General features: G+C 33.3%; 24 protein-coding genes and 1 pseudogene. 11 read left to right on the top strand and 14 right to left on the bottom strand.

Translation table 11 applies throughout. The features are described 5' to 3' along the window. The first annotated feature begins 86 nt into the window (after positions 1–86). On the top strand, positions 87–980 hold the full coding sequence (locus tag G6O70_RS08010; RefSeq protein WP_057870318.1) for a GIY-YIG nuclease family protein: 894 nt from the start codon (positions 87–89) through the stop codon (positions 978–980). 355 nt (positions 981–1,335) lie between these two features. Here the strand turns inward: G6O70_RS08010 and G6O70_RS08005 are convergent, their stop codons facing one another. The 3 genes from G6O70_RS08005 to G6O70_RS07995 form a co-directional block, all read right to left on the bottom strand. Beyond that, positions 1,336–2,346, bottom strand: a complete 1,011-nt coding sequence (locus G6O70_RS08005) for a HoxN/HupN/NixA family nickel/cobalt transporter (RefSeq protein ID WP_057870319.1) — start codon at positions 2,344–2,346, stop codon at positions 1,336–1,338. A 175-nt stretch (positions 2,347–2,521) separates the two neighbouring features. Beyond that, complete coding sequence (locus G6O70_RS08000; RefSeq protein WP_057870320.1) at positions 2,522–3,157, bottom strand: Type 1 glutamine amidotransferase-like domain-containing protein; 636 nt, start codon at positions 3,155–3,157, stop codon at positions 2,522–2,524. 77 nt (positions 3,158–3,234) lie between these two features. Then, the gene (locus G6O70_RS07995) at positions 3,235–4,938 is read right to left on the bottom strand and encodes an MFS transporter (RefSeq protein WP_057870321.1); all 1,704 of its coding nucleotides are present in this window, start codon (positions 4,936–4,938) and stop codon (positions 3,235–3,237) included. Positions 4,939–5,033: 95 nt separating this feature from the next. Between G6O70_RS07995 and G6O70_RS07990 the strand changes: the two genes are divergently transcribed. Further along, positions 5,034–5,387: a TetR/AcrR family transcriptional regulator gene (locus G6O70_RS07990; RefSeq protein ID WP_233419192.1), complete on the top strand. Its 354-nt coding sequence runs from the start codon at positions 5,034–5,036 to the stop codon at positions 5,385–5,387. 6 nt (positions 5,388–5,393) lie between these two features. Beyond that, the gene (locus G6O70_RS12240) at positions 5,394–5,567 is read left to right on the top strand and encodes a TetR-like C-terminal domain-containing protein (RefSeq protein WP_233419193.1); all 174 of its coding nucleotides are present in this window, start codon (positions 5,394–5,396) and stop codon (positions 5,565–5,567) included. 157 nt (positions 5,568–5,724) lie between these two features. Here G6O70_RS12240 and G6O70_RS07985 read toward each other — a convergent pair whose 3' ends face one another. From G6O70_RS07985 to G6O70_RS07960, 7 genes are all read right to left on the bottom strand, one after another. After that, a complete protein-coding gene (locus G6O70_RS07985; protein WP_057870322.1) occupies positions 5,725–6,243 on the bottom strand; it encodes a GNAT family N-acetyltransferase in 519 nt (172 codons plus the stop codon). 13 nt (positions 6,244–6,256) lie between these two features. Further along, positions 6,257–6,712: a MarR family winged helix-turn-helix transcriptional regulator gene (locus G6O70_RS07980; protein WP_057870323.1), complete on the bottom strand. Its 456-nt coding sequence runs from the start codon at positions 6,710–6,712 to the stop codon at positions 6,257–6,259. A gap of 80 nt (positions 6,713–6,792) precedes the next feature. Next, entirely contained in the window at positions 6,793–7,830 is a 1,038-nt protein-coding gene (locus tag G6O70_RS07975) for a zinc-dependent alcohol dehydrogenase family protein (protein ID WP_057870324.1), read from the bottom strand. Between the two features lie 23 nt (positions 7,831–7,853). Further along, positions 7,854–8,135, bottom strand: coding sequence for a MerR family DNA-binding protein (locus tag G6O70_RS07970; protein WP_309137223.1), 282 nt, complete (start codon positions 8,133–8,135; stop codon positions 7,854–7,856). 12 nt (positions 8,136–8,147) lie between these two features. After that, complete coding sequence (locus G6O70_RS12365) at positions 8,148–8,273, bottom strand: MerR family DNA-binding transcriptional regulator (protein ID WP_309137213.1); 126 nt, start codon at positions 8,271–8,273, stop codon at positions 8,148–8,150. Between the two features lie 180 nt (positions 8,274–8,453). After that, complete coding sequence (locus G6O70_RS07965; RefSeq protein WP_057870325.1) at positions 8,454–8,768, bottom strand: carboxymuconolactone decarboxylase family protein; 315 nt, start codon at positions 8,766–8,768, stop codon at positions 8,454–8,456. A 6-nt stretch (positions 8,769–8,774) separates the two neighbouring features. Continuing rightward, positions 8,775–9,188, bottom strand: a complete 414-nt coding sequence (locus G6O70_RS07960) for a cupin domain-containing protein (protein ID WP_057870326.1) — start codon at positions 9,186–9,188, stop codon at positions 8,775–8,777. A 98-nt stretch (positions 9,189–9,286) separates the two neighbouring features. Between G6O70_RS07960 and G6O70_RS07955 the strand changes: the two genes are divergently transcribed. From G6O70_RS07955 to G6O70_RS12475, 5 genes and pseudogenes are all read left to right on the top strand, one after another. Then, positions 9,287–9,718, top strand: coding sequence for a MerR family transcriptional regulator (locus G6O70_RS07955; RefSeq protein WP_057870327.1), 432 nt, complete (start codon positions 9,287–9,289; stop codon positions 9,716–9,718). 81 nt (positions 9,719–9,799) lie between these two features. Next, on the top strand, positions 9,800–10,318 hold the full coding sequence (locus G6O70_RS07950) for a helix-turn-helix domain-containing protein (protein ID WP_219934263.1): 519 nt from the start codon (positions 9,800–9,802) through the stop codon (positions 10,316–10,318). After that, positions 10,288–10,737: an IS3 family transposase gene (locus G6O70_RS12360; protein WP_219934312.1), complete on the top strand. Its 450-nt coding sequence runs from the start codon at positions 10,288–10,290 to the stop codon at positions 10,735–10,737. Before G6O70_RS07950 ends, G6O70_RS12360 begins: the two co-directional genes overlap by 31 nt. Positions 10,738–10,866: 129 nt before the next feature. Then, a pseudogene (locus G6O70_RS07940) lies at positions 10,867–12,417 on the top strand (IS1182 family transposase); the annotation flags it as partial. Further along, entirely contained in the window at positions 12,397–12,969 is a 573-nt protein-coding gene (locus G6O70_RS12475; protein WP_463139864.1) for a transposase, read from the top strand. The pseudogene G6O70_RS07940 and the gene G6O70_RS12475, both read left to right, overlap by 21 nt. Before the next feature lie 275 nt (positions 12,970–13,244). On the opposite strand, the gene G6O70_RS07935 is transcribed toward G6O70_RS12475, so the two are convergent. After that, positions 13,245–13,418 carry a hypothetical protein gene (locus G6O70_RS07935; RefSeq protein ID WP_157047972.1) on the bottom strand — a complete coding sequence of 58 codons (174 nt, stop codon included), beginning with the start codon at positions 13,416–13,418 and terminating at the stop codon, positions 13,245–13,247. 38 nt (positions 13,419–13,456) lie between these two features. Here G6O70_RS07935 and G6O70_RS07930 point away from each other — a divergent pair, with 38 nt between their 5' ends. After that, entirely contained in the window at positions 13,457–13,783 is a 327-nt protein-coding gene (locus G6O70_RS07930) for a TetR-like C-terminal domain-containing protein (RefSeq protein ID WP_057870103.1), read from the top strand. 20 nt (positions 13,784–13,803) lie between these two features. On the opposite strand, the gene G6O70_RS07925 is transcribed toward G6O70_RS07930, so the two are convergent. From G6O70_RS07925 to G6O70_RS07915, 3 genes are all read right to left on the bottom strand, one after another. Next, positions 13,804–15,282 (bottom strand): FAD-dependent oxidoreductase, encoded by a 1,479-nt coding sequence (locus G6O70_RS07925; RefSeq protein ID WP_057870104.1) that lies wholly within the window; start codon positions 15,280–15,282, stop codon positions 13,804–13,806. Positions 15,283–15,322: 40 nt separating this feature from the next. Next, entirely contained in the window at positions 15,323–16,264 is a 942-nt protein-coding gene (locus G6O70_RS07920) for an NmrA family NAD(P)-binding protein (RefSeq protein WP_057870105.1), read from the bottom strand. Positions 16,265–16,340: 76 nt separating this feature from the next. Further along, complete coding sequence (locus tag G6O70_RS07915; protein WP_057870106.1) at positions 16,341–17,234, bottom strand: LysR family transcriptional regulator; 894 nt, start codon at positions 17,232–17,234, stop codon at positions 16,341–16,343. 466 nt (positions 17,235–17,700) lie between these two features. On the opposite strand from G6O70_RS07915, the gene G6O70_RS07910 reads away from it, so the two are divergent. Then, a complete protein-coding gene (locus G6O70_RS07910; RefSeq protein ID WP_057870107.1) occupies positions 17,701–18,624 on the top strand; it encodes an ABC transporter ATP-binding protein in 924 nt (307 codons plus the stop codon). After that, a complete protein-coding gene (locus G6O70_RS07905) occupies positions 18,614–19,387 on the top strand; it encodes an ABC transporter permease (protein WP_057870108.1) in 774 nt (257 codons plus the stop codon). Before G6O70_RS07910 ends, G6O70_RS07905 begins: the two co-directional genes overlap by 11 nt. Position 19,388 lies beyond the last annotated feature (1 nt).

Below are 19,388 nucleotides of genomic sequence, written 5' to 3'. Positions count from 1 at the left end.
GTGAATGAAAAATACACATGAATGTACACAAACTGATATAATTAATATTGAAAATATCAGGTATAGTTGGGGAAGGTCGTCGACAAATGACAAGAGGTAAAACAATTCAGTTGTATTTAATGGACGGGACACCAAAGGGAAGAATTAAATGTACCTTAGCAAACTGGACAGGTGTGGCATATAAAATTCCAAGAACTGGATTAGAACAAGCAAAAAAAATTAAAGCACTAAAGCAAACCGGCGTGTATTTCTTATTTAGTACTTCTGATGAAACACAAGAAAATATTGTGTACATAGGTCAGGCGGGTGTAAGAAAAAATGGTGAAGGAATTTTATATAGACTTCAGGAGCACAAAAGAAATCCAAACAAAGATTATTGGACTGAAGCTGTTGCTTTCACTACGTCAAATAACACTTTTGGTTCAACTGAAATTAGTTATCTTGAAAATAAGTATACAAAAATGGCAATTGAAGGCAAGAGATATATCGTAAAAAACTCAAACGAACCAAATCTTGGTAATGTAACGGAAGAAAAAGAATCCGAGCTAGAAGAATTTATAAGTTATACAAAATTGGTAATTGGTGCATTAGGATACAACATCTTCGAACCCGTAATTACCAAAGTAACACCTGTTAACATTCGACTGCTAGTTGATGATGAACCAATCCTCACTTTAACTATTACACCACATAAAGGTCAGAAAATTATTGCCAAGGGAAAACAAACAAGTGAAGGCTTTGTAGTATTCAAAGGAAGTAAGTTAAAAACCCAAGTTGAAAAGTCAGCTAGCAAAGCAACACTAAAAAATAGAGAACTTGCTAAACACAAATATGATGAAAATTTTATTCTTTTAGAAGATATACTCTTCACTAGCCCATCGGCAGCTGCCTCGTTTGTTACAGGATCGTCAGTAAATGGAAGAAAAGAATGGAAGGATATATATGGTAAGTCCATCAACCAACTTGAGAAAGAAGAATAATCTATTCAATTTAAAAACTTTATTCAAATATACAAGACTTAATGTTTCACATATCTAATATTTTAAAATTATCGCTATCTGTTTTACCGTTGAATATAGAAGTAAAAGGTACTAATTCATTTTTACTTTTCCCACTAGATAGTTGCTTCACCTAGAAGAAGGCCACTAAACTTGTTATCAAAGATTTTTGAAAATAGATGTGTGAGAAATAACAAGGCCTTATATAATAAATTTTATTGCTAGATAGATACGTGTTTTCAATATTAATTTAGCTTTTCACTATATCTTTGATTTTATACAGTAATTAAAATGAACGAAAAAAAAGCAACCATTTCTGATTACTTAATAGGTTCACTTAAAGTGTTGTCTCTCTTTTCTTGATGAAAAGCCTCCAGATGCCATAAGCAATTAACCACATCGCTAAGAACATAAGAACTAGTCCATATCCTAACCAGCCAAAATCTATATTTTGTATCCATGTCCAAATTCCACCTTGAGCATGTGCCATACTTGTAGCGACTTGGATCAACTCAATTGCTCCAATTAGAAATGCTGCGATTACAGAGATTGTGGTTACAGTTAAATTATAGTATGCTTTTCTGACTGGTGTGTCAAAGGCCCATGTATAGGCTCCTGACATCATTACAGAATCTGTTGTATCCATTAAATTCATTCCGGCCGCAAATAAAACTGGTAATGCAATGATGCCAAGTGTAGGTATTCCTGACTGAGCCGTACTTGCAGAAAGAGCAATCAATGCAATTTCGGTTGCTGTATCAAATCCTAGTCCAAATAAAAATCCAACTGGGTACATTTGCCATGAACGATTTATGCATTTAAAAAATGGTTTAAGAATTCTAGCCAAAAAGCCACGTGACATCAGAATGTTATTCAAAATATCTTCGTCAACTGAGCCGTCCTTCATAGATTTCAATGAACGATAGAGACTGATAAGTACTAAAAAGTTAAAGGCTGCTATTGCAATTAAGAAACTGCCTGAAACGAGTGAACCAATTCTTCCACCTACAATTTCTAAAAAGGGTAATTTTAATTTAGCCCATTTAACTGAGATACTTACCAAGATTGCCATTAGGAAAACAACTGTCGAATGTCCCAAAGAAAAATAAAAACCTACTCCGTAAGATTTTTTGTCTTGTTGAATCAACTTGCGCACTGTATTATCAATCGCGGCAATATGATCTGCATCGAAAGCATGCCTTAATCCCAATGAATATGCTAATAATCCTAATCCCCAAAAGCTGGGGTGCTTTGCTGCTGCCATGAATAATAATGTAATTCCTATTAAGTGTAGTCCCAAGCTTGCCAAATAATATGGCGCAGAACCGTATATAATTTTTGTCTTCAAAATAATTAAGCCCCCATCTGAATTTCTCACTAAAAATTATATAAAGGTTCGGCAGCTTAAACTTTATCTTATAACATAACTAAAAGAACTTATCATTTGATAATATATAATGTATCATCAACCTCCGATTTCTATTTATAACAACTTTTTAATATATGAGCGTTAAGTTGTTACATTATTTATCTGGACCTATTAAGACGCCTTCATCATTTTTGATTAAAATTCCCTGTTCATTGGTTAATCTAGTAATTAACTTTCCAGTCTTTTTTTCAAAATTTTTTATAGCTTCTTGTAAATGACTGTCTAACTTCAAATGCACATCATAATGCGGATAAATTCTAAAACTAGTTGCATTAATGGAAGTCATATCTATATCATTATTAATATTATCTTCTGGGTAAAGCTCATCATATAAATCAAGATCTGGTCCCAAAACAATTGCACCAGCACTTATTCCATAGATTGGTTTTCCTTTTATAACCAAACTTTGCAAGAAATCAATGATGCCAGCTTTTTTTAAATTATCCAATAATAAAAATTCATAGCCACCATTTAAAATAACTGCCTTAGCATTTTCTAGAATAATGGGATTATCTGCTAAAACATCAAATAAAATAACATTTTTGAACCCTAATGCTTGGACAGTTTTCTGTAATTCAATCATTTTAGGATGATTCTTTCCTTCCTTGACTGAGTTAACAATAATTACTATCTGATCAGCCTCAAAATCTACATTTCCTAGTAAATTAATAAAACTTCGTGTAATTTTTTTATTTATAAATGCCCGTGAAGAAAGTAGAATATTACTCATTTTATGCTCCTTTTACTTTATACAACCAAAGCTTTTTTAACGAAGTATATCACAATATTTAATTTCAGTATTGCTGCCTAAATATTCTTAGACTTTCGCTTAGTTTTTTCAAATATAAAAACTGTGACTAGCATTAGCCATGCAAATGGCATTGCCACTTGGTATGGTTTGATAAATGCCTGTGTCATCTTCTGTTTAACAATTTTTGTGATGTTTTCATGATAATTAGCAACTTGTCGGTTAACATTTTTAACCTTTATTTTTACAATTGCAGTAATTTCTTTTCGGATCTTTTTCTTAATAGCATCTGGCCACTGAGTTCCATTGTGATTTACTAGATAATGTTTTGTTTCAGATTCAATTATTTTGGATTCTGCACGGGAACTAACAGCAGGATGATTTACCGCAGCTGTGGTTTTTTCACCATACAGATTTTTATGCGTTGTCTGCAAGATTTGTTGTTTTTTCACATGACTAACGGATACTTTTTTAATTTCATTTTGTGCTGTTGACCATACTTGAGCTTTTGCAATTCCTAGATTAGTTGAGAGTGCCGAAACAAAAATTGCGACGGCAAGCACAGTCCCAATCTGTCTAAAAACACCTGTTACACTTTGTGATGCCGTAAGTAGTTCACCCGTAAAATCACCTGCACTTAAAACTGTAATTGGGCCGATGATTATACCATAGCCAGCACCAATCAAAATACATGCGACAGCAAATTGCCAATAAAGATTCGGGTTCATGACCGAAATTACTACATAACCAACTGCTAGGAAAAAAAGGCCTATTGCAATTAATAAACGGCTTCCTACTTTTTTTAAAAGTAATCCACTAATTGGAGATAGCAAGAAAACCATTACTGAAGCTGGAGTAATCATTAAAGCAGCTTCCAATTCGGTATAGCCCTGAACTTTGGTGAAGAAACTTGGCATCAATACCATCATTCCAACAAAAAATATTCCAGAAAGAACTGTTACAACTATAGCACCTGTAAAATGACGGTATTTAAATAAGTCCAATCGAATCATAGGGTCCGAAGTACTAGATTCACGCCAGATGAATAATCCTAATGACACTGCAAAGCTGATAAACAAAAAGATTATTTTACTATTTGTCCATCCCCAGTCACTTCCTTGGACAAGTGCAAGCGTCAACGAAAACAATGTAGCGATTGCCAACAACATTCCTATAACATCGATTTTAGCTCGCACAACTTTTTCCTTGCGCATTGGCAGCAGATACACACACATAACAATCGCTGATAATACCAAGGGAATATTAACGTAAAAAATACCTCTCCATCCCCATAACTGGGTAATCAGACCTCCTATTGTTGGCCCAAAAGCTGCAGCGAGTCCCTGCGTAATTCCTAAAACCACAACTGCCTGATTTCTTTTATCCAACTCAACTGTATTAATACCAATTGTCATACTGGCTGGAAAAACAATAGCAGCACCAATACTTTGAACCTCGCGCCCAGCAATTAGCAAGGCGACCGTTGAACTCGTGGCAGATAACAATGATCCAATAAAAAATAAAATTAGGCCTACAACATAGACTTTATGACGACCTATCTGATCGGCAATTCTACCTAATGGGATAGTAAGTGCTGCAAAAGTGATTGTATAGACATTTAGTGCCCACTGAAGTGTCCTAAGATCTGTGTGAAGTCCGGTCTGAATTGCTGGTAATGCAATATTCATTACTGTTGTGTCAAGCATGCAAAGGAAAATCCCTAAAGCCATCGTTACTAAAATAATAATTTGTTTTTTCTTCAAAATAATTACCCCTTACTAAAGTTATGCAGTAAGTGTAATTAATGATATATTAGAAGTAAATAATTAGGTTACAGAAAGGCGGAAACTTGTAAACTATGTCACCTCAGGAAACAAAAAAACTAAAACTCAATCGAATACACAAAGCACTCTTATCTCTTCTAGCTGATTACCCTCTCAGCGACATTACAGTTTCAACTTTGTGTCGTAATGCAGGAGTCTCGCGTACTTATTATTATCGAAACTATAAGTCTATGCAAGAAATCATAGCGCGCCATCAGGAAATGGCTATTAAATCCTACTTGCGGATTTTGCCACATGCTGCACATATGGATTTTGCACAATTTATGACTGCATACTTCCAATTAATGCAGCGACAATCAACTGAAACCACGTTACTCATTAATGCTGGTTTAACAAATACTTTAATCAAGACCTTTCGAACCGTGTAACTCTTTTTGCTAGAACAAAAAATCATCAACCCTTCAACTAAGAGGCAACGAAATCAGTATTTTGCTTCATTTATAGCTGGTGCAGTAATTTCCATTCAGATTCAGTGGCTAAGTGAAGGAATGAAAGAAACACCGGCTGAAATGGGAAGAATTCTAAATAGTATTTTTATTGAGGTATAACTCAAAATGATAAAATTTAAGTACTTTGAAACGAATAATTTGAGGTTAGACGAAAAGTTTTACCTTATAAAATACGTTTACATAATAAAAGAATAAAAAGACTAAATCAAAAATCAGCTTTTGATCTAGCCCCTCTATTCTTCATCAGATTTAATTATTATATTAGTGATTTTTTCATTAAAATATCACGTTGTTCATCGCCGCCTAAATCAAAAATATGTTCACTAAACTCAACAAAACCTTGTTTCTGATAGAATACAATCGCACCCTCATTGTGTTCCCAAACGCCTAACCAGATGTATTTCTTATGCGCTTTTTTAGCTTCATCAATGGCATATGAGATTAATTGTTTTCCTAATCCTAAGCGCTTGAATTCTTTTTTAATATAAATTCGCTCGACCTCTAACGCGTCATCGCTTTGTAATTCCGATTGTGCACTACCAATATTTAATTTGAGATAACCCGCTAGCTGATTTTGATAGTAAATGAACTGAAAATTACTTTCATGGTTCTCAACTTCTTTTTCTAGCTTCTGTGAATCATAAGCAGACTCTAAATATTTTTCTAAGTCTTCTTTTGAATTCTCAGCTCCGAAAGTGTCTGAAAAAGTTTCAATACTAATTTGTCTTAATGTATCAATGTCATTGTTGGTTACTGTTATTAAATTAGTTACCATTAAAATGACCTCCTTAATATACTCTCTTATATCCTTTTTTTACTTCATTCCAATTGTTAACAACATTTTTTGTCATTTTTAGAAGTAAATAATTTAATTCTTCCGCCTCTGTAACACTAAGTCCTGTTAAAGCTATTTTGGTTGAATAGTCACTCTCTTTTCTAAGAGTTGTATATAATTTTTCCCCAGTCAAAGTAGCAAACAAGAGTTTATTTTTTTGATTACTAGGATCATCCTTCTTTATTACCAATTTTTTTTCGATTAAACGGGTAATAGCACGATTTGTAGTCGTTTTATCAACACATAATAATTCTGAGATTTCTCTTTGGGTAATTCCAGGATTTTCAAAAATTCTACTTAAATAAAGATATTGTCCTTTTTCAAGTTGAATTTTTTTAAATTCGATATTGCTAATAGAATCAAGAGCTCTCGCAATTGTCCCAATATTACGTAAAATATCTTCGTTCATAAAAGACACATCTCGTTTCATTAATGGATAGGAAAATAATAACAAAAAAATAGTTGCAATTGCAACTATTTAAAAGAATATTATTTATCAATTATTAGTAGAGACTTAATTGCCTTACGCTGATCCATTGCTTCATATGCACTTTTCACATCATCAAGCTCAAATTTTTTTGTGAATACCTTACCGGGATTAATTTCTCCATTTAAAACAGCTTGTAATAATAACTTCTTATCATATGTGGTTACTGATGCTATTCCACCTCGCAGACCAATATTTCTCCAAAAGAGACTGTCGGTATTCATTTGAGAGTTTTGGGGAACACCAACACGTCCAACAATTGCTCCAGGGTGTCCTACTTTTACGGCAGTTTCAGTTGATAGTTCGGTCCCCACACATTCAAGAATGGCATCTGCCCCACCATTTGTTAAATCAAGCACTTCTGCGACAGCTTCTGCACCGCGTTTTGCGATTATATCCGTTGCACCAAATTCAATTGCTAGTTTTTGTCGATCCTCATGTCTACTCATGGCAATAATTCTTTTCGCTCCACGTAATTTGGCAGAAATTATTCCACACAAACCAACAGCACCATCACCAATTACGACAACAGTATCATCTTTAGCAACTTCTGCAGTTACAGCTGCATGATAACCGGTTGCCATAACATCCGAAAGAGTCACGAACGAATTTAATTGTTCCTCACTGTAATCAGCGGGTTTTCCAGGAATCTTAATTAATGCCCAGTCAGCGTTTTGAAAGCGAAGATACTCCGCTTGATAGCCTGAACCATCTTTTTCTCCCTGATTTAGACAATTACCATCAAAACCAGCCATACAAGCGACACAATACCCGCATCCGTGAGTGAATGGAGCAATCACAAAATCTCCTATTTTAACGTTTTGAACATCAGAACCAGTTTCAGTGACAATTCCAATTGCTTCGTGACCAACAAACGTATTACTTTCTCTTTTGCTAATTCCACGAAACCACCATAAATCCGAACCACATACGCTCGCTCTGACTACATGGATAATCGCATCTGATGATTTTTGAATCTTTGGTTTAGGTACATCCTTTATGCTGACCTCCCCAGGTCTAATAAATACTGTTGCTTTCATTAAAATTCCTCCTATTAACTTAACTAGTTATTTCTTATTTTCTTGCTTATATCATGTTGCTGATCCAACCGCTTTAATTCTTTTTCCGCTAAATTAACGTGATCATAATAATGGTCTAATTTATAATGTAAAAGTTCAACGGCAGCCTGAATATTATTTCTTTTTTCTTCCATCTGTATTAATTGCTCTTTCAATAAAGCAATCTGTTTCTGTGCATTATCTCCTGGAGCATCAACTAACTGCATATACTTTCTAAGATTATCTACACTCATTCCAGCTGCTCTCATCTTAAGAATAAATGTAATTCGTTTAATGATTCACTCATCAATTTCGCGATTCCCATTAATATCTCTATCAATTTCTGGCAGCAATTTTTCTTTTTCATAATATCTAATTGCCGCAGTTGAAACACCCGTTATTTCACTCGTTTCTTTAACATTCATTCATTATCCTCCCTATCACTGATTAACCCACTTTCCTACTTTACAAATCGACTATAATTAGTAACCTCTTTTTTCCTTTGTTGAATATATTTTAAGCCTTAAAGTCCACTTCAATGCAAGATAATTATTTTGTCTTTTTAAATTTAAAACTAGGTGTTCAAAACCGATTCAGATTAATAATTAAAATATAGACTTAGCTCTATTAAACGCCGACCACGCTTTCGGCCAGCCTACATAAAAAGCTAAGTGAGTAATTACTTCTGAAATTTCAGCTTTGGTTATTCCATTTTCTTTTCCGATTTTAAGATGGGCATCAAGTTGTTCAAAATTCCCCGTTGAAATCAATGCAGCAATAGTAATTAAACTTCTTTGATGTAGCGCTAGCTGCTCTTCACGTGACCAAATCTGATCAAATAAAACATCATCATTTAACTCTGCAAATTTTGGAGCAAAGCTTCCTAAAATATCATGTCCAGCTGTTTGTTTTTTCTTCATAAAAAATTACTCCTCCAACTTATTATATTCTTTATCAGAAACTGCTTCGAGCCATTCGGGCCTTCCTGCTGTGATGGCAATATGCGAAAACCAGCTATTCTTAGTAGCCCCGTGCCAATGCTTGATATCATCGTGTGTAACAACTACATCACCTGCTACTAATTTTTTAGCTATTTCCCCCTCTTCTTGATACCAGCCTTCACCGCCTGTGACTAATAAAATTTGATATCCATTATGATGGATGTGCCAATTATTACGGCATTGAGGCTCAAATGTTACCACTCCAACACTTACATTCAAATCTGAATCATTGACTAGCTCATTTAAATAACTCTGTCCCATAAAATATTTTGCATAAGCATCGTTTTTTAAGCCAAGAGGGAAAACAATTCCTTTTTTTATATTTTTATTCTCATTCATCTATATCTTCCTTTCTTCAGTTAATACTTTAAGAACACTTTTGTGTTATTCTATTACTTAAAGTTAGCTTTAAGTCAAGTGGAAGGAATCAAATATTTATGAAAGAGCAAATATTTAAATATTCTATCGGTACAACTGCAAAACTACTTCATATTCCTGATTCAACAATTAGGTACTATGAAAAAGAAGGTATATTACAGATACCTAGAAATTTAAATGGCCAAAGATACTTTCTCAAAGAAGATATTGAATGGCTTAAGTTCATTCAGCATCTAAAAGGCACTGGTATGTCTATTGATGACTTAAAACAATATGTTACATGGCGTGCAGAGGGTGACACAACAATAAAGAAACGACTTGCGCTTTTAAAATCAACTCAAATTAAGCTAGAATCTTCGATAGTACAAACACAAAAACATCTAGAAATTCTTACAGATAAAATTAATTGGTATGAAAAAAAATTACATGGGAGTATAAACGATAACGAATCATTTCGCGAATATCTTAAACGCTTTGGTCATGAAGAATAGTTCTAAGATTCACGGGAGTGTGCCATAAGTGAAGTGCCTTACAAAACTTGGACATGTAAATCAAGTTTTGGAGGTGCTTTTTTGACACGTAATTATACCTACAGCTTTAAGTTGAAAGTAGTTAAAGAATATTTAAATGGTGAAAATTCACTCCACACACTGTGTCTGAAATATAAGATGCCGAGTGATACTCCATTAGTAATTTGGGTGTCGCGTTATAAAGCTTTTGGTCCTACCGGACTTAAACAGCTTAAACGCCGACACTATTCTAATGATTTCAAGGTAGCGGTTATTACCTATTACTTGAACCATTCTACCAGTATTCAAAAAACAGCCATCCACTTTGATATCAGCCACACAGTCGTTTATAATTGGCTTAAATTAATGCGGCAATTTGGAATTAAAGCCGTAATTTCATCTAAGATAGGACGACCCAAGATGGTTAAGAAAAAGAAAGAAACATCCAAGAAAAAGACCGAACAACAGTTAATAGAGAGACAACAAAAACAAATCAGACATTTAGAACAGGAACTTTCCTATACTAAAATTGAGAATGTTTATCTAAAAAAATTGGATGCCGTAATTCGAAACAAAAAATAGCACTAAAAGTTAAAACAATTAACGAATTACGGCGTGATTATCCCTTTATTACGCTCTTAAAAGTTGCGGGACTTGCGCGTTCGACGTATTACTATCATTTAGCTTGTCTAAACCGGCCTGATAAATATCGTCAGGTTAAACAAATTATTCGGCAAGAATTTGCCCGCTCTCATCAAACTTATGGTTATCGTCGCATGAGATTTGTTTTAAAACAGCATCATGTTAAACTTTGTCTAGAAACTGTTCGTAAAATTATGTTTTCTATGGGTCTGAAAGTTACTCTTTTTTCAAAACATTCTGGTCGGTACAACTCATATCATGGTCATGTTGGACAGGTGGTACCTAACTTGCTCAAGCAACAATTCAAGGCCCATAAACCATATACTGTTTTGCATAGGGGCTGTGCCATAAGTCCCTAAGTGAAAGAGCTTCACCAGAGAAAGTAATGATTTTTCTGGTGAAGCTCTTTTGGTATAATTAAAAATAAAAAAGCACTGGTTGGAGCCAGTACTTTCAAAAACAATACCCCTATAGAAAGGATAATCAAAATGTACAATAATTATAACATAAATCAGACTGTACTTAGTATTAAAACTGACTGGGAGCCAAAAGAAAATCATCCTGCACGGATGATTAATCAAATAGTTGAAGACCTTAAAATTAATGATCCTTACATCTTTGGACGACCGCGTAAGTATGATCTGCGTGTACTTTTAAAATTAATTTTGTTTGCGTACACAAAAGGTATCTTTAGTAGTCGCCGTATTAATACGTTGGCAGAAGAGAATTTGGCAGCCCGTTGGCTGACACAAGAACAGGTTCCAGCCTACCGAACAATTTGTCGTTTTAGAATTTCAGATGAAGTTGAGAGCTTGATTAATCAATGTATTCTAAAACTAACCAAATATCTGAAACAAAACAATTTTATTGATGAAGTTACTTTTATTGACGGGACTAAAATTTTAGCTGATGCCAATAAATATAGTTTTGTTTGGCGTAAGAATACGATTCGTTTTGACAAGCTTAATCGCTCTGCGATTATAACCCTTCTGGAAGAATTAAATGACGCTAAGTTTAAGTGTCAGCTCCCAGCAGAGACAGATCTTACTTTAGAAATGCTTGATGAAATTACCTTGCGGTTAGAAAATGACTTGAAAGATTTGAATAAAAAGATTGAAAAAGAACATATCTCTCCAAACCCAGACAAGTCAAGGCGTCGAAAACTAAAATCTTTAAAACGAAAACTTAAGTTACGGCAAACTAAATTATTAGCTCATAAAATACAAACCAGAATTTATGGTAAAAGAAATAGTTATTCAAAAACAGATCATGATGCAACTTTCATGCGTGTTAAGGAAGATCCAATGCTCAACGGACAGCTAAAACCGGCTTATAATCTACAAATCGCCACAAGTAAACAATTTGTAACTGCCTTCGGCATTTTTCAAAATCCAGGAGATACCAAAACATTAATTCCTTTTTTACAGCAACAAAAAGCAGCTGGAACTTTAGGTAAGTATATTGTGGCTGATGCAGGATACGGTTCAGAATCAAATTATCGATATCTCGAAGATGAATTACCTGAACATACAGCGTTAATTCCATATGGGACAATGTTAAAAGAAAATAGTCGCAAATGGAAAAGTGATGACCGTAAGGTCATGAATTGGGCGTATCATCCTAAAGACGATTATTTTATTGATCTGCAGGGAGTTAGATTTAGTTTTTATGCTTACCGTAAGCGCAAAGATAAGTACGGATTTGTACGTGAATTTAAAGAGTATCAGGCAAACAAATACGATAACGATTTTAAAATTGATCACCGAGCATTCACTAAAAACGGAAATCCTCGTAAAATAAGTATTAATAGCGCATGGGAGTATTTCAAAGCTAAGGAACGCAAGTTGCTTTCAAATCACCAAACTGGTTCAATTTACGGACAACGTAAAATAGATGTTGAATCAGTTTTTGGTGGATTGAAGGCTTGTTTGGGTTTTAAAAAATTTTCGGTTAGAGGTCTTGAGAAGGTAAAAAGGGAAGCTGGAATTGCCTTGATGGCAATGAATATTAGAAAATTGGTGGCGAAAGGCACCAATTATAACTGTTTTATAAACAAAAAGAAGAGATTAGTGAAAATCAAAGAACGATTTTCACTAATCTCTTCTATTTTGAAGGACTTATGGCACAGCCCCTTTAAACTTACGTGTGGAAAATGGGGTTATATTTCGACAGTTATTGATGAGGCTAGTAATGAAGTTTTAGCCGCTAAAGTTAGTTCAACACCCAATCGTGTTTTGATCGATCAAACCCTTGAAACAGTCATTAAAAAAATTCCCGCAACCACTAAACCAATTCTACACTCTGATCAAGGGTGGCAATATCAAATGACCAATTATCAAGCTAAACTAAGACATCATCATTTCATTCAAAGCATGTCTCGTAAGGGAAATTGTTTAGACAATGCCCCAGTTGAGAGCTTTTTCAGTATGCTTAAACGTGAATGTTTAAGGCGCATTAAGGTTACTTCGCTCAGTGAACTAAGTACATTAGTGGAACATTATGTTGCTTGGTATAATAACCAGCGAATTTCACTTAAGCGTCACGGATTAACTCCAGTCGAATATCGTAAACAGTATCTAACTAATAATTAAAACAAACATGTCCAACTTTTTTAAGGCAGTACAAAGTCGGGAAAATTTGAGTACTAACTTGAAATTACGAACATAGCAAGTACTTTGCTATGAGTAATTCGAAGTTAGACGGAGAATTTTGACTTATGAAACACGTTTATACGGAATAAATAGAGGAACTGAATCAAAATTTAACTTTGAAGTGCCCCGTTTTAATACAAAAAAGCGTTTCTTTTTATCGAAACGCTTTTTTTTTTGCATATTTATTATTACCTTGAACAGTTAGAACGATTTTTTTATACTCTATGCTGCTTTTTCTCCAAATATTTGATTGCCATATTTAGTATAATTTTTTGAAGTACATTTGGATGTTGCTGAACTGCAATGTGCAACCCATTATTGATCGCAAGTATTTTTATTTTACCAATGTGTTCACGTATTCCGGCTAAAGCAATTTTGGCATTATTCAAAGTAATGCTGACACCTTTTTTGAAGAAACTTCAAAAACATGTTGATAAGCTTTATTGAACAAATTCTAACAACTATTGAGGAAAACATTCATATGGTAAATGCACTTTTAAATAAAACTGGAAATATTTCTTTTCAAGAAAAATTAAGAGAGTTTTTAATTGAACAAAACATTATGACATTTAAACAGCTAACAAATAACAAGAAATTAACAAAACAAACTGATATATTAACAAACTATACTATCTCAGCTGTTCTAGGAGTAATTAAGTTTTGGATTGGTAACTATAATACCTATGAAAAATCTGATATAGTAGCCTTCATAAACGATGTTACGTTACACGGCGTAATAAATTTTATTAAATAAAACACCTTATAGTTCAAAGATTAATTTTTATGAACAAGATTAACTGCTGTTTCACCAGCGATCCTCCCAGAATTCCATGCAAAAGCACAACTTAAACCTTCAATTGTGGGATAGGAGTCTGCAAACATATTTGTGGCTGCAGTATTTCCAACAGCAAAAACACTCTGCATAACCTCACCATTTTTATCCAATACATTAAAATTATCATCTACCTGTACTCCGCCTAGTGTTCCCAAAGTGGTCGAACAAGCCTTAATTGCATAAAAAGGTTCTTTTTTTAAAGAAAACTTCATAAACTGATCAGCTTTATAAAACTCTGAATCTTTACCTGCTTTTACTAAATTATTATAAGATTTAATTGTATTTTCTAGCACTGTACTAGAAACATTAATTTTCTCTGCCAAATCTGCAATTGAATTACCAATCCAACCCGTTTTTTGTTCAATTGCTTCATTGAGATCAGCTTTCAAGTTATTAAAGGGACCAATTTTATAAGTCATTGGCTCATGTGCTAAGGTTTTAAAGGTTCTCTCAAAAGAATCTGTCCAATCCAAGCTATTCTTGGTAAGAAACGATACAAGTTTCTCATCCAATAAATAATAATAGAAACCGCCCGCCTTATAAGTGACATTACCCCATAATGCAAAATCATAACAAATATCTTCATTAACAAATCTTTGACCTCTTGAATTAATCCATAATAATGGAATATTTGTCAGTGAAAAAATTGAGTTATTATGCCACTTTAAATTATCTTTAGATATAACTGAAGCAGCATGATTTTCAAACAGATGAGGTTGCTTAGTGTCCGCGCCAATGTTCTCTAACATTTTTAGTCCATCACCAGTTGCCTTACGTTCTCCCATGCTATACAGATTTTCGTAATTAATCTCTAAATACTCTTTTACTAGTTGTTGATCACCAATAAAACCGCCATCAGCAATAATAACTGCTTTACACAAAATTTCTTCTGTTTTTCCTTGATGGAGAACTTGCACACCACTAACCTGTCCATCAGTATCCAGCAAAATTTTTTCTCCTGAAGTCTCAGTTAGTAAGATGCCATGCTCTTTTTCTAAATGCTCAATTAAATGTGAAAAGCCTGTAAATTTATCAATATATTGATGATAAGTCTGCAGATTTTTTTGATGCACTTCCTGTGTATTATTTACCAACTCTGTTTTCAATCCATGCTTTTGCAACCAATCAATAGTGCTTGCAGAATATTCCACAATTTTTTTTACAGTTTTTAAATCAACACGGTAATGAGCATAATCTACCAAGTCATGATATGCGTCTTTTACTGAATAACTAACACCTGCTTCTTTTTGTAACCTACTTTCAACTGCAAATAATCCTTGTGCCCCAAACATTCCAGCACCACCAAATTTGTTACCTTTTTCTAATAAGATAACTTTTTGGCCTGCATCTACCAGAGTGAGTGCAGCTCCAATTCCTGCAGCGCCAGCTCCTACAACAACCACATCTGTTTTATACATAAGTCACATACTTCCCTTCATTGATAGGTATAGTAGATATTTACTTATCCAGCGAATGACGTTGCCCTATTTGAAATTTTTCTGAATGTTCAAACATAAATTGGACACTTATTGGTTCATCACCAGTTAGATATTCAAAATCTTTAGTAAAATTAGACATTTTATTTTCTCGAATTGCTTGCCCGAATGTTACCATGCCATCTGAAGAAAACGGAGCTTCAGAATCCTTTTTGAATTGTCCTTCTGTTGTGCGGGGAACACCCATCGAATCAAAAATAGCGTAGTTTTCTTCATCAGAAACAAATTGATATTTAACATGATTTCCGGTTTTTTCATTACCAATTTCAATGAACTCAGAAATAGTCAGCAATTGTTTGCCATTAATATTCAGAATTTTATGATGCAGATTATCAGCTAATAAGGCATAAGCAACTGCTTTAGCACAATCTTTTCTTGAAATATAAGCCATTTTACCTTCACCTTGATTATTCTGTAAATTCGATCCTTGGTTTACAAAGGTAAAGTAATTCGTAATCATCGCTTCTGCATATTGTGAATTACGTAAAAAGATATAATCTAAGTTACTCTTTTTGATATAATTCTCAGTGAAGGCATGATCAATCTTTTCAATGCTTGGATTTGTTACATCAGCAGCATTAACCAAGGAAGTATAGATAATTTTCTTTACCCCAGCTTCTTTTGCTGCATCAACTACATTTTTGTGAGCCCTTTGCCTTTTTTCGCCAACAAATGGCATAGATATTAAAGCGAGTACATCAGCGCCAATGAATTTATCTGCTAATCCTTCTAGATTGTTAAAATCAGTTTGTTGAGTCTCAACTCCCTCTCTTGCATAAGATGCCAATACGTCAGTATTATATCCACAAAAAAGCAAATTCTCTTTTTCAGTAAGTTTCATTAATTCTGCAGCAGCAACCGAACCAAGATTACCATCAACACCTGTAAGTATAATTTTCGCCATATTTAAATCCTCCTTTGATATTATCTTAATAATAGGTGAAAATAATCACAAAGTCTAATATGAAAATTAAATGCTATCATTGGTTTTTCCTATCTTGTTTGAATTTCTTTACTGTATTTAAAAAAATGCGACTTCTTTTATCCAAATTTTTTTCTTTATATGCTAAAACTATCTTATATTTATGAGGATTATCGATAATTGGTATGAGATTTATCAAATTATTATTGAGATTTAGTGGGTAATGTTCAGGGAAAAAACCTAATAATTTTTTTTGCTGAATTAGTAGTAACTCACTCTCTACATCATCAGCAAAACTTGAGATTTGGGGTTCTAATTGTTTATTTAGTGACCTATTGAGCATTAATTGATATGATTTACCAATTTTTTCTGGACTTAACATTATCAACTCTGATTCATAGACTTGTTTCATAGTTAGTGATTTACTTTTATATAATGGATGATGTGTTCCAACACCAGCTAAATACTCTCCTTGATAAAGAACTAGTGTCTCAATATCAATTTCTTCATAAAATTCGGAATCAAAAGTCACTGCAAAATCATATTTTTTTTGATTCAAACACCTTGCAATATTACTTAAACTTACTTTTTCAATTTCAATATTAAAATCATCTATCGGGGTTATCTCATCCAATATTTCAGCCAATATCTGAATATCCATAATTGATGAATATTGAATTCTTATTTTTTTTGAAACATTTTCTTGCATCGCTTTTTCTAGCAATGTAAATTGTTTCAATACTTTCTCTGATTCCTCAAATAGCACCCTTCCTTTCTCTGTAGGGACCACGGGATTTTTAGAACGATCAATTAGCAAACAATCAAAGTGATTCTCTAACTGTTGTATTTGCTGTGAAATACTTGCCTGTGCTACTAAGTTTTCCTTACCTGCAGCTGTAAAATTTCCAAGTTTGATGACATCAACAAAGTATTTTAAAGAATTAAGGTTCACTCTAATCCCACCATTTCTATTTATACATAACTTGCTATACTATTTTATTTTAACATGTGAAAAGTACAAAGAAAGAAAACAAAACTTAAATTTTGATCTAGCTTTTTGTATATCAAATAAAATTTGCATCTTCTTAGTTAAAAAATATTTTCATATTTAGTCAATAAGAATAATGTTATATTTATATTATAAAAAATAGTATTAAGCTTATTTTTTTACTAACTAACATAGGAGTGATTTGTGTGCAAGAGTATATTTTTGATTTTGATGGTACCCACAGCTGAGGAGTTATTATCAATTTGACAAGTATTACTCTAGTATTTGTTTAACTTCTATCATTAGCTGATAAATATAAGTACTAACAGAAATCATTAATTGTTATAACTAATTTTTGCTAGTACTTGTATTTTTTCTCTTTTAGTTTACAATGTAAACAAGGGTTACAAAGTAAACTAAGGAGGAAATAATGACAACTGCAATTAAGTTAACTAAAATTTGTAAAGAATTTAATCAACATCCTGTTTTAAAAAATATCGACCTGGAAATTAAAAAGGGAGAAATTATTGGTTTATTGGGACCAAATGGCGCAGGAAAATCAACACTCATCAAAATTATGACTGGTTTGCTCTTACCAGATAATGGTGAGGTTGAAATATTGGAGAAATCGTTACTTAAGAATAAGCATAGCTTAAGAAAATATCTTGGAATTGCTCCACAAGAATTAGGAATTTACCCACAATTAACCATCAAACAAAATTTACAAAATTTTGGTGCCATTAATGGTTTATCATCTGCACAAATTGAAGAAAAATATCTGTATGTCTCCTCAATCTTCAATTTAAACGATTTAAAAAACAAAAAAGCAGCTGACTTGAGCGGTGGTCAAAAAAGACGTCTCCATTCTGCAATTGCTCTAATGAGTCATGCAAAAATTATTTTTCTTGACGAACCAACCGTTGGTGCAGATGTTAATTCGCGCAATCAAATTATTCATGCAATTAAAATGTTAAGTAAGCAAGGTATGAATTTTATTTATACCACCCACTATCTACAAGAGATGGAAGCACTTAATGCAAAAATTATTTTTCTTAATAATGGTGCAATTCAAGCTACTGGAAGTTTAGAGGAAATTCTGCAAATTTATGCAAGGCCATCATTAGAGCTCTACTTTGAAAAAGCAATTCCTTCTTTAAAAGGATGGAAAAAAGAAGATAATCATTTGAAGTTGACAAATTTAAATAGTAATAAACAGTGTATAACTATTTTAAAAGAGTTACTTAACAATCCCCAAATCAATCAGACTCCCTTAATGAATATCAAAATTATAAAAGCAGACTTAGAATCTGCTTATCAAACATTATTAGAAAAGAGTATTTCAAATGAAAATTAAGCAGTTGTTTGCAGTAATAAAATTAAATAGTCATTTGCAATTTGCAGATCCTACGGTACAATTTATTATGATTCTTGTTCCACTAATTATGGCCCCCTTTATGTTACCAGCGGCAAAAATACAGTTAAACGCTGAAGGATATATCCACACTAATGGCGCTGAGCAAGTTATTCCAGGGCTGACAATTCTCTTTTCGTTCTTTTCAATCCAACTAATAATTCAAATGTTCTTTGATGAAACTATTTGGAATACATGGGACAGACAACAAATTTCAGCTACTTCTTTAACGGAAATAATAACTGGAAAGGCCGTTGTAGCATATTTAATTCAAGTTTTCCAACTCGGCACGGTAATTCTTATCAGCGTCCTAGTCTTTAAATTCCGAATTAATGGGAATTGGTTTGCTTTTGTCATGATTATTATTTCATTTGCTGCAACGCTGACTTTTTTTGGAATTATGCTTGTCAGTTGGTCAAAATCCTCTGCCATTGCACTATCTTTATCTAATTTACTAGGTATTTTAATGGCTGGATTGGGTGGAAGTCTGTCACCAGTTACTTCATTTCCTCGATGGGCAAAAGTTTTGGCTCGAATTGATCCCGCCTACTGGGGACTTTTGGCTATCAAGAAAATTAGCTTGGATCATGGTAATTTTGCTACAATTGTTCCGCATCTAAGTATTCTATGGTCCATGACACTTATTTTTTGTTTATTATCACTAATTGGATTTCATTTTCAACCATTGAAAGAAGGAAATAACTAGC

Origin of the sequence: Liquorilactobacillus hordei DSM 19519, assembly GCF_019443985.1 — a bacterium.
GTDB lineage: Bacteria > Bacillota > Bacilli > Lactobacillales > Lactobacillaceae > Liquorilactobacillus > Liquorilactobacillus hordei.
The sequence above is the reverse complement of the archived record's forward strand: the minus strand, read 5'-3'. Positions and strand labels throughout refer to the sequence as shown.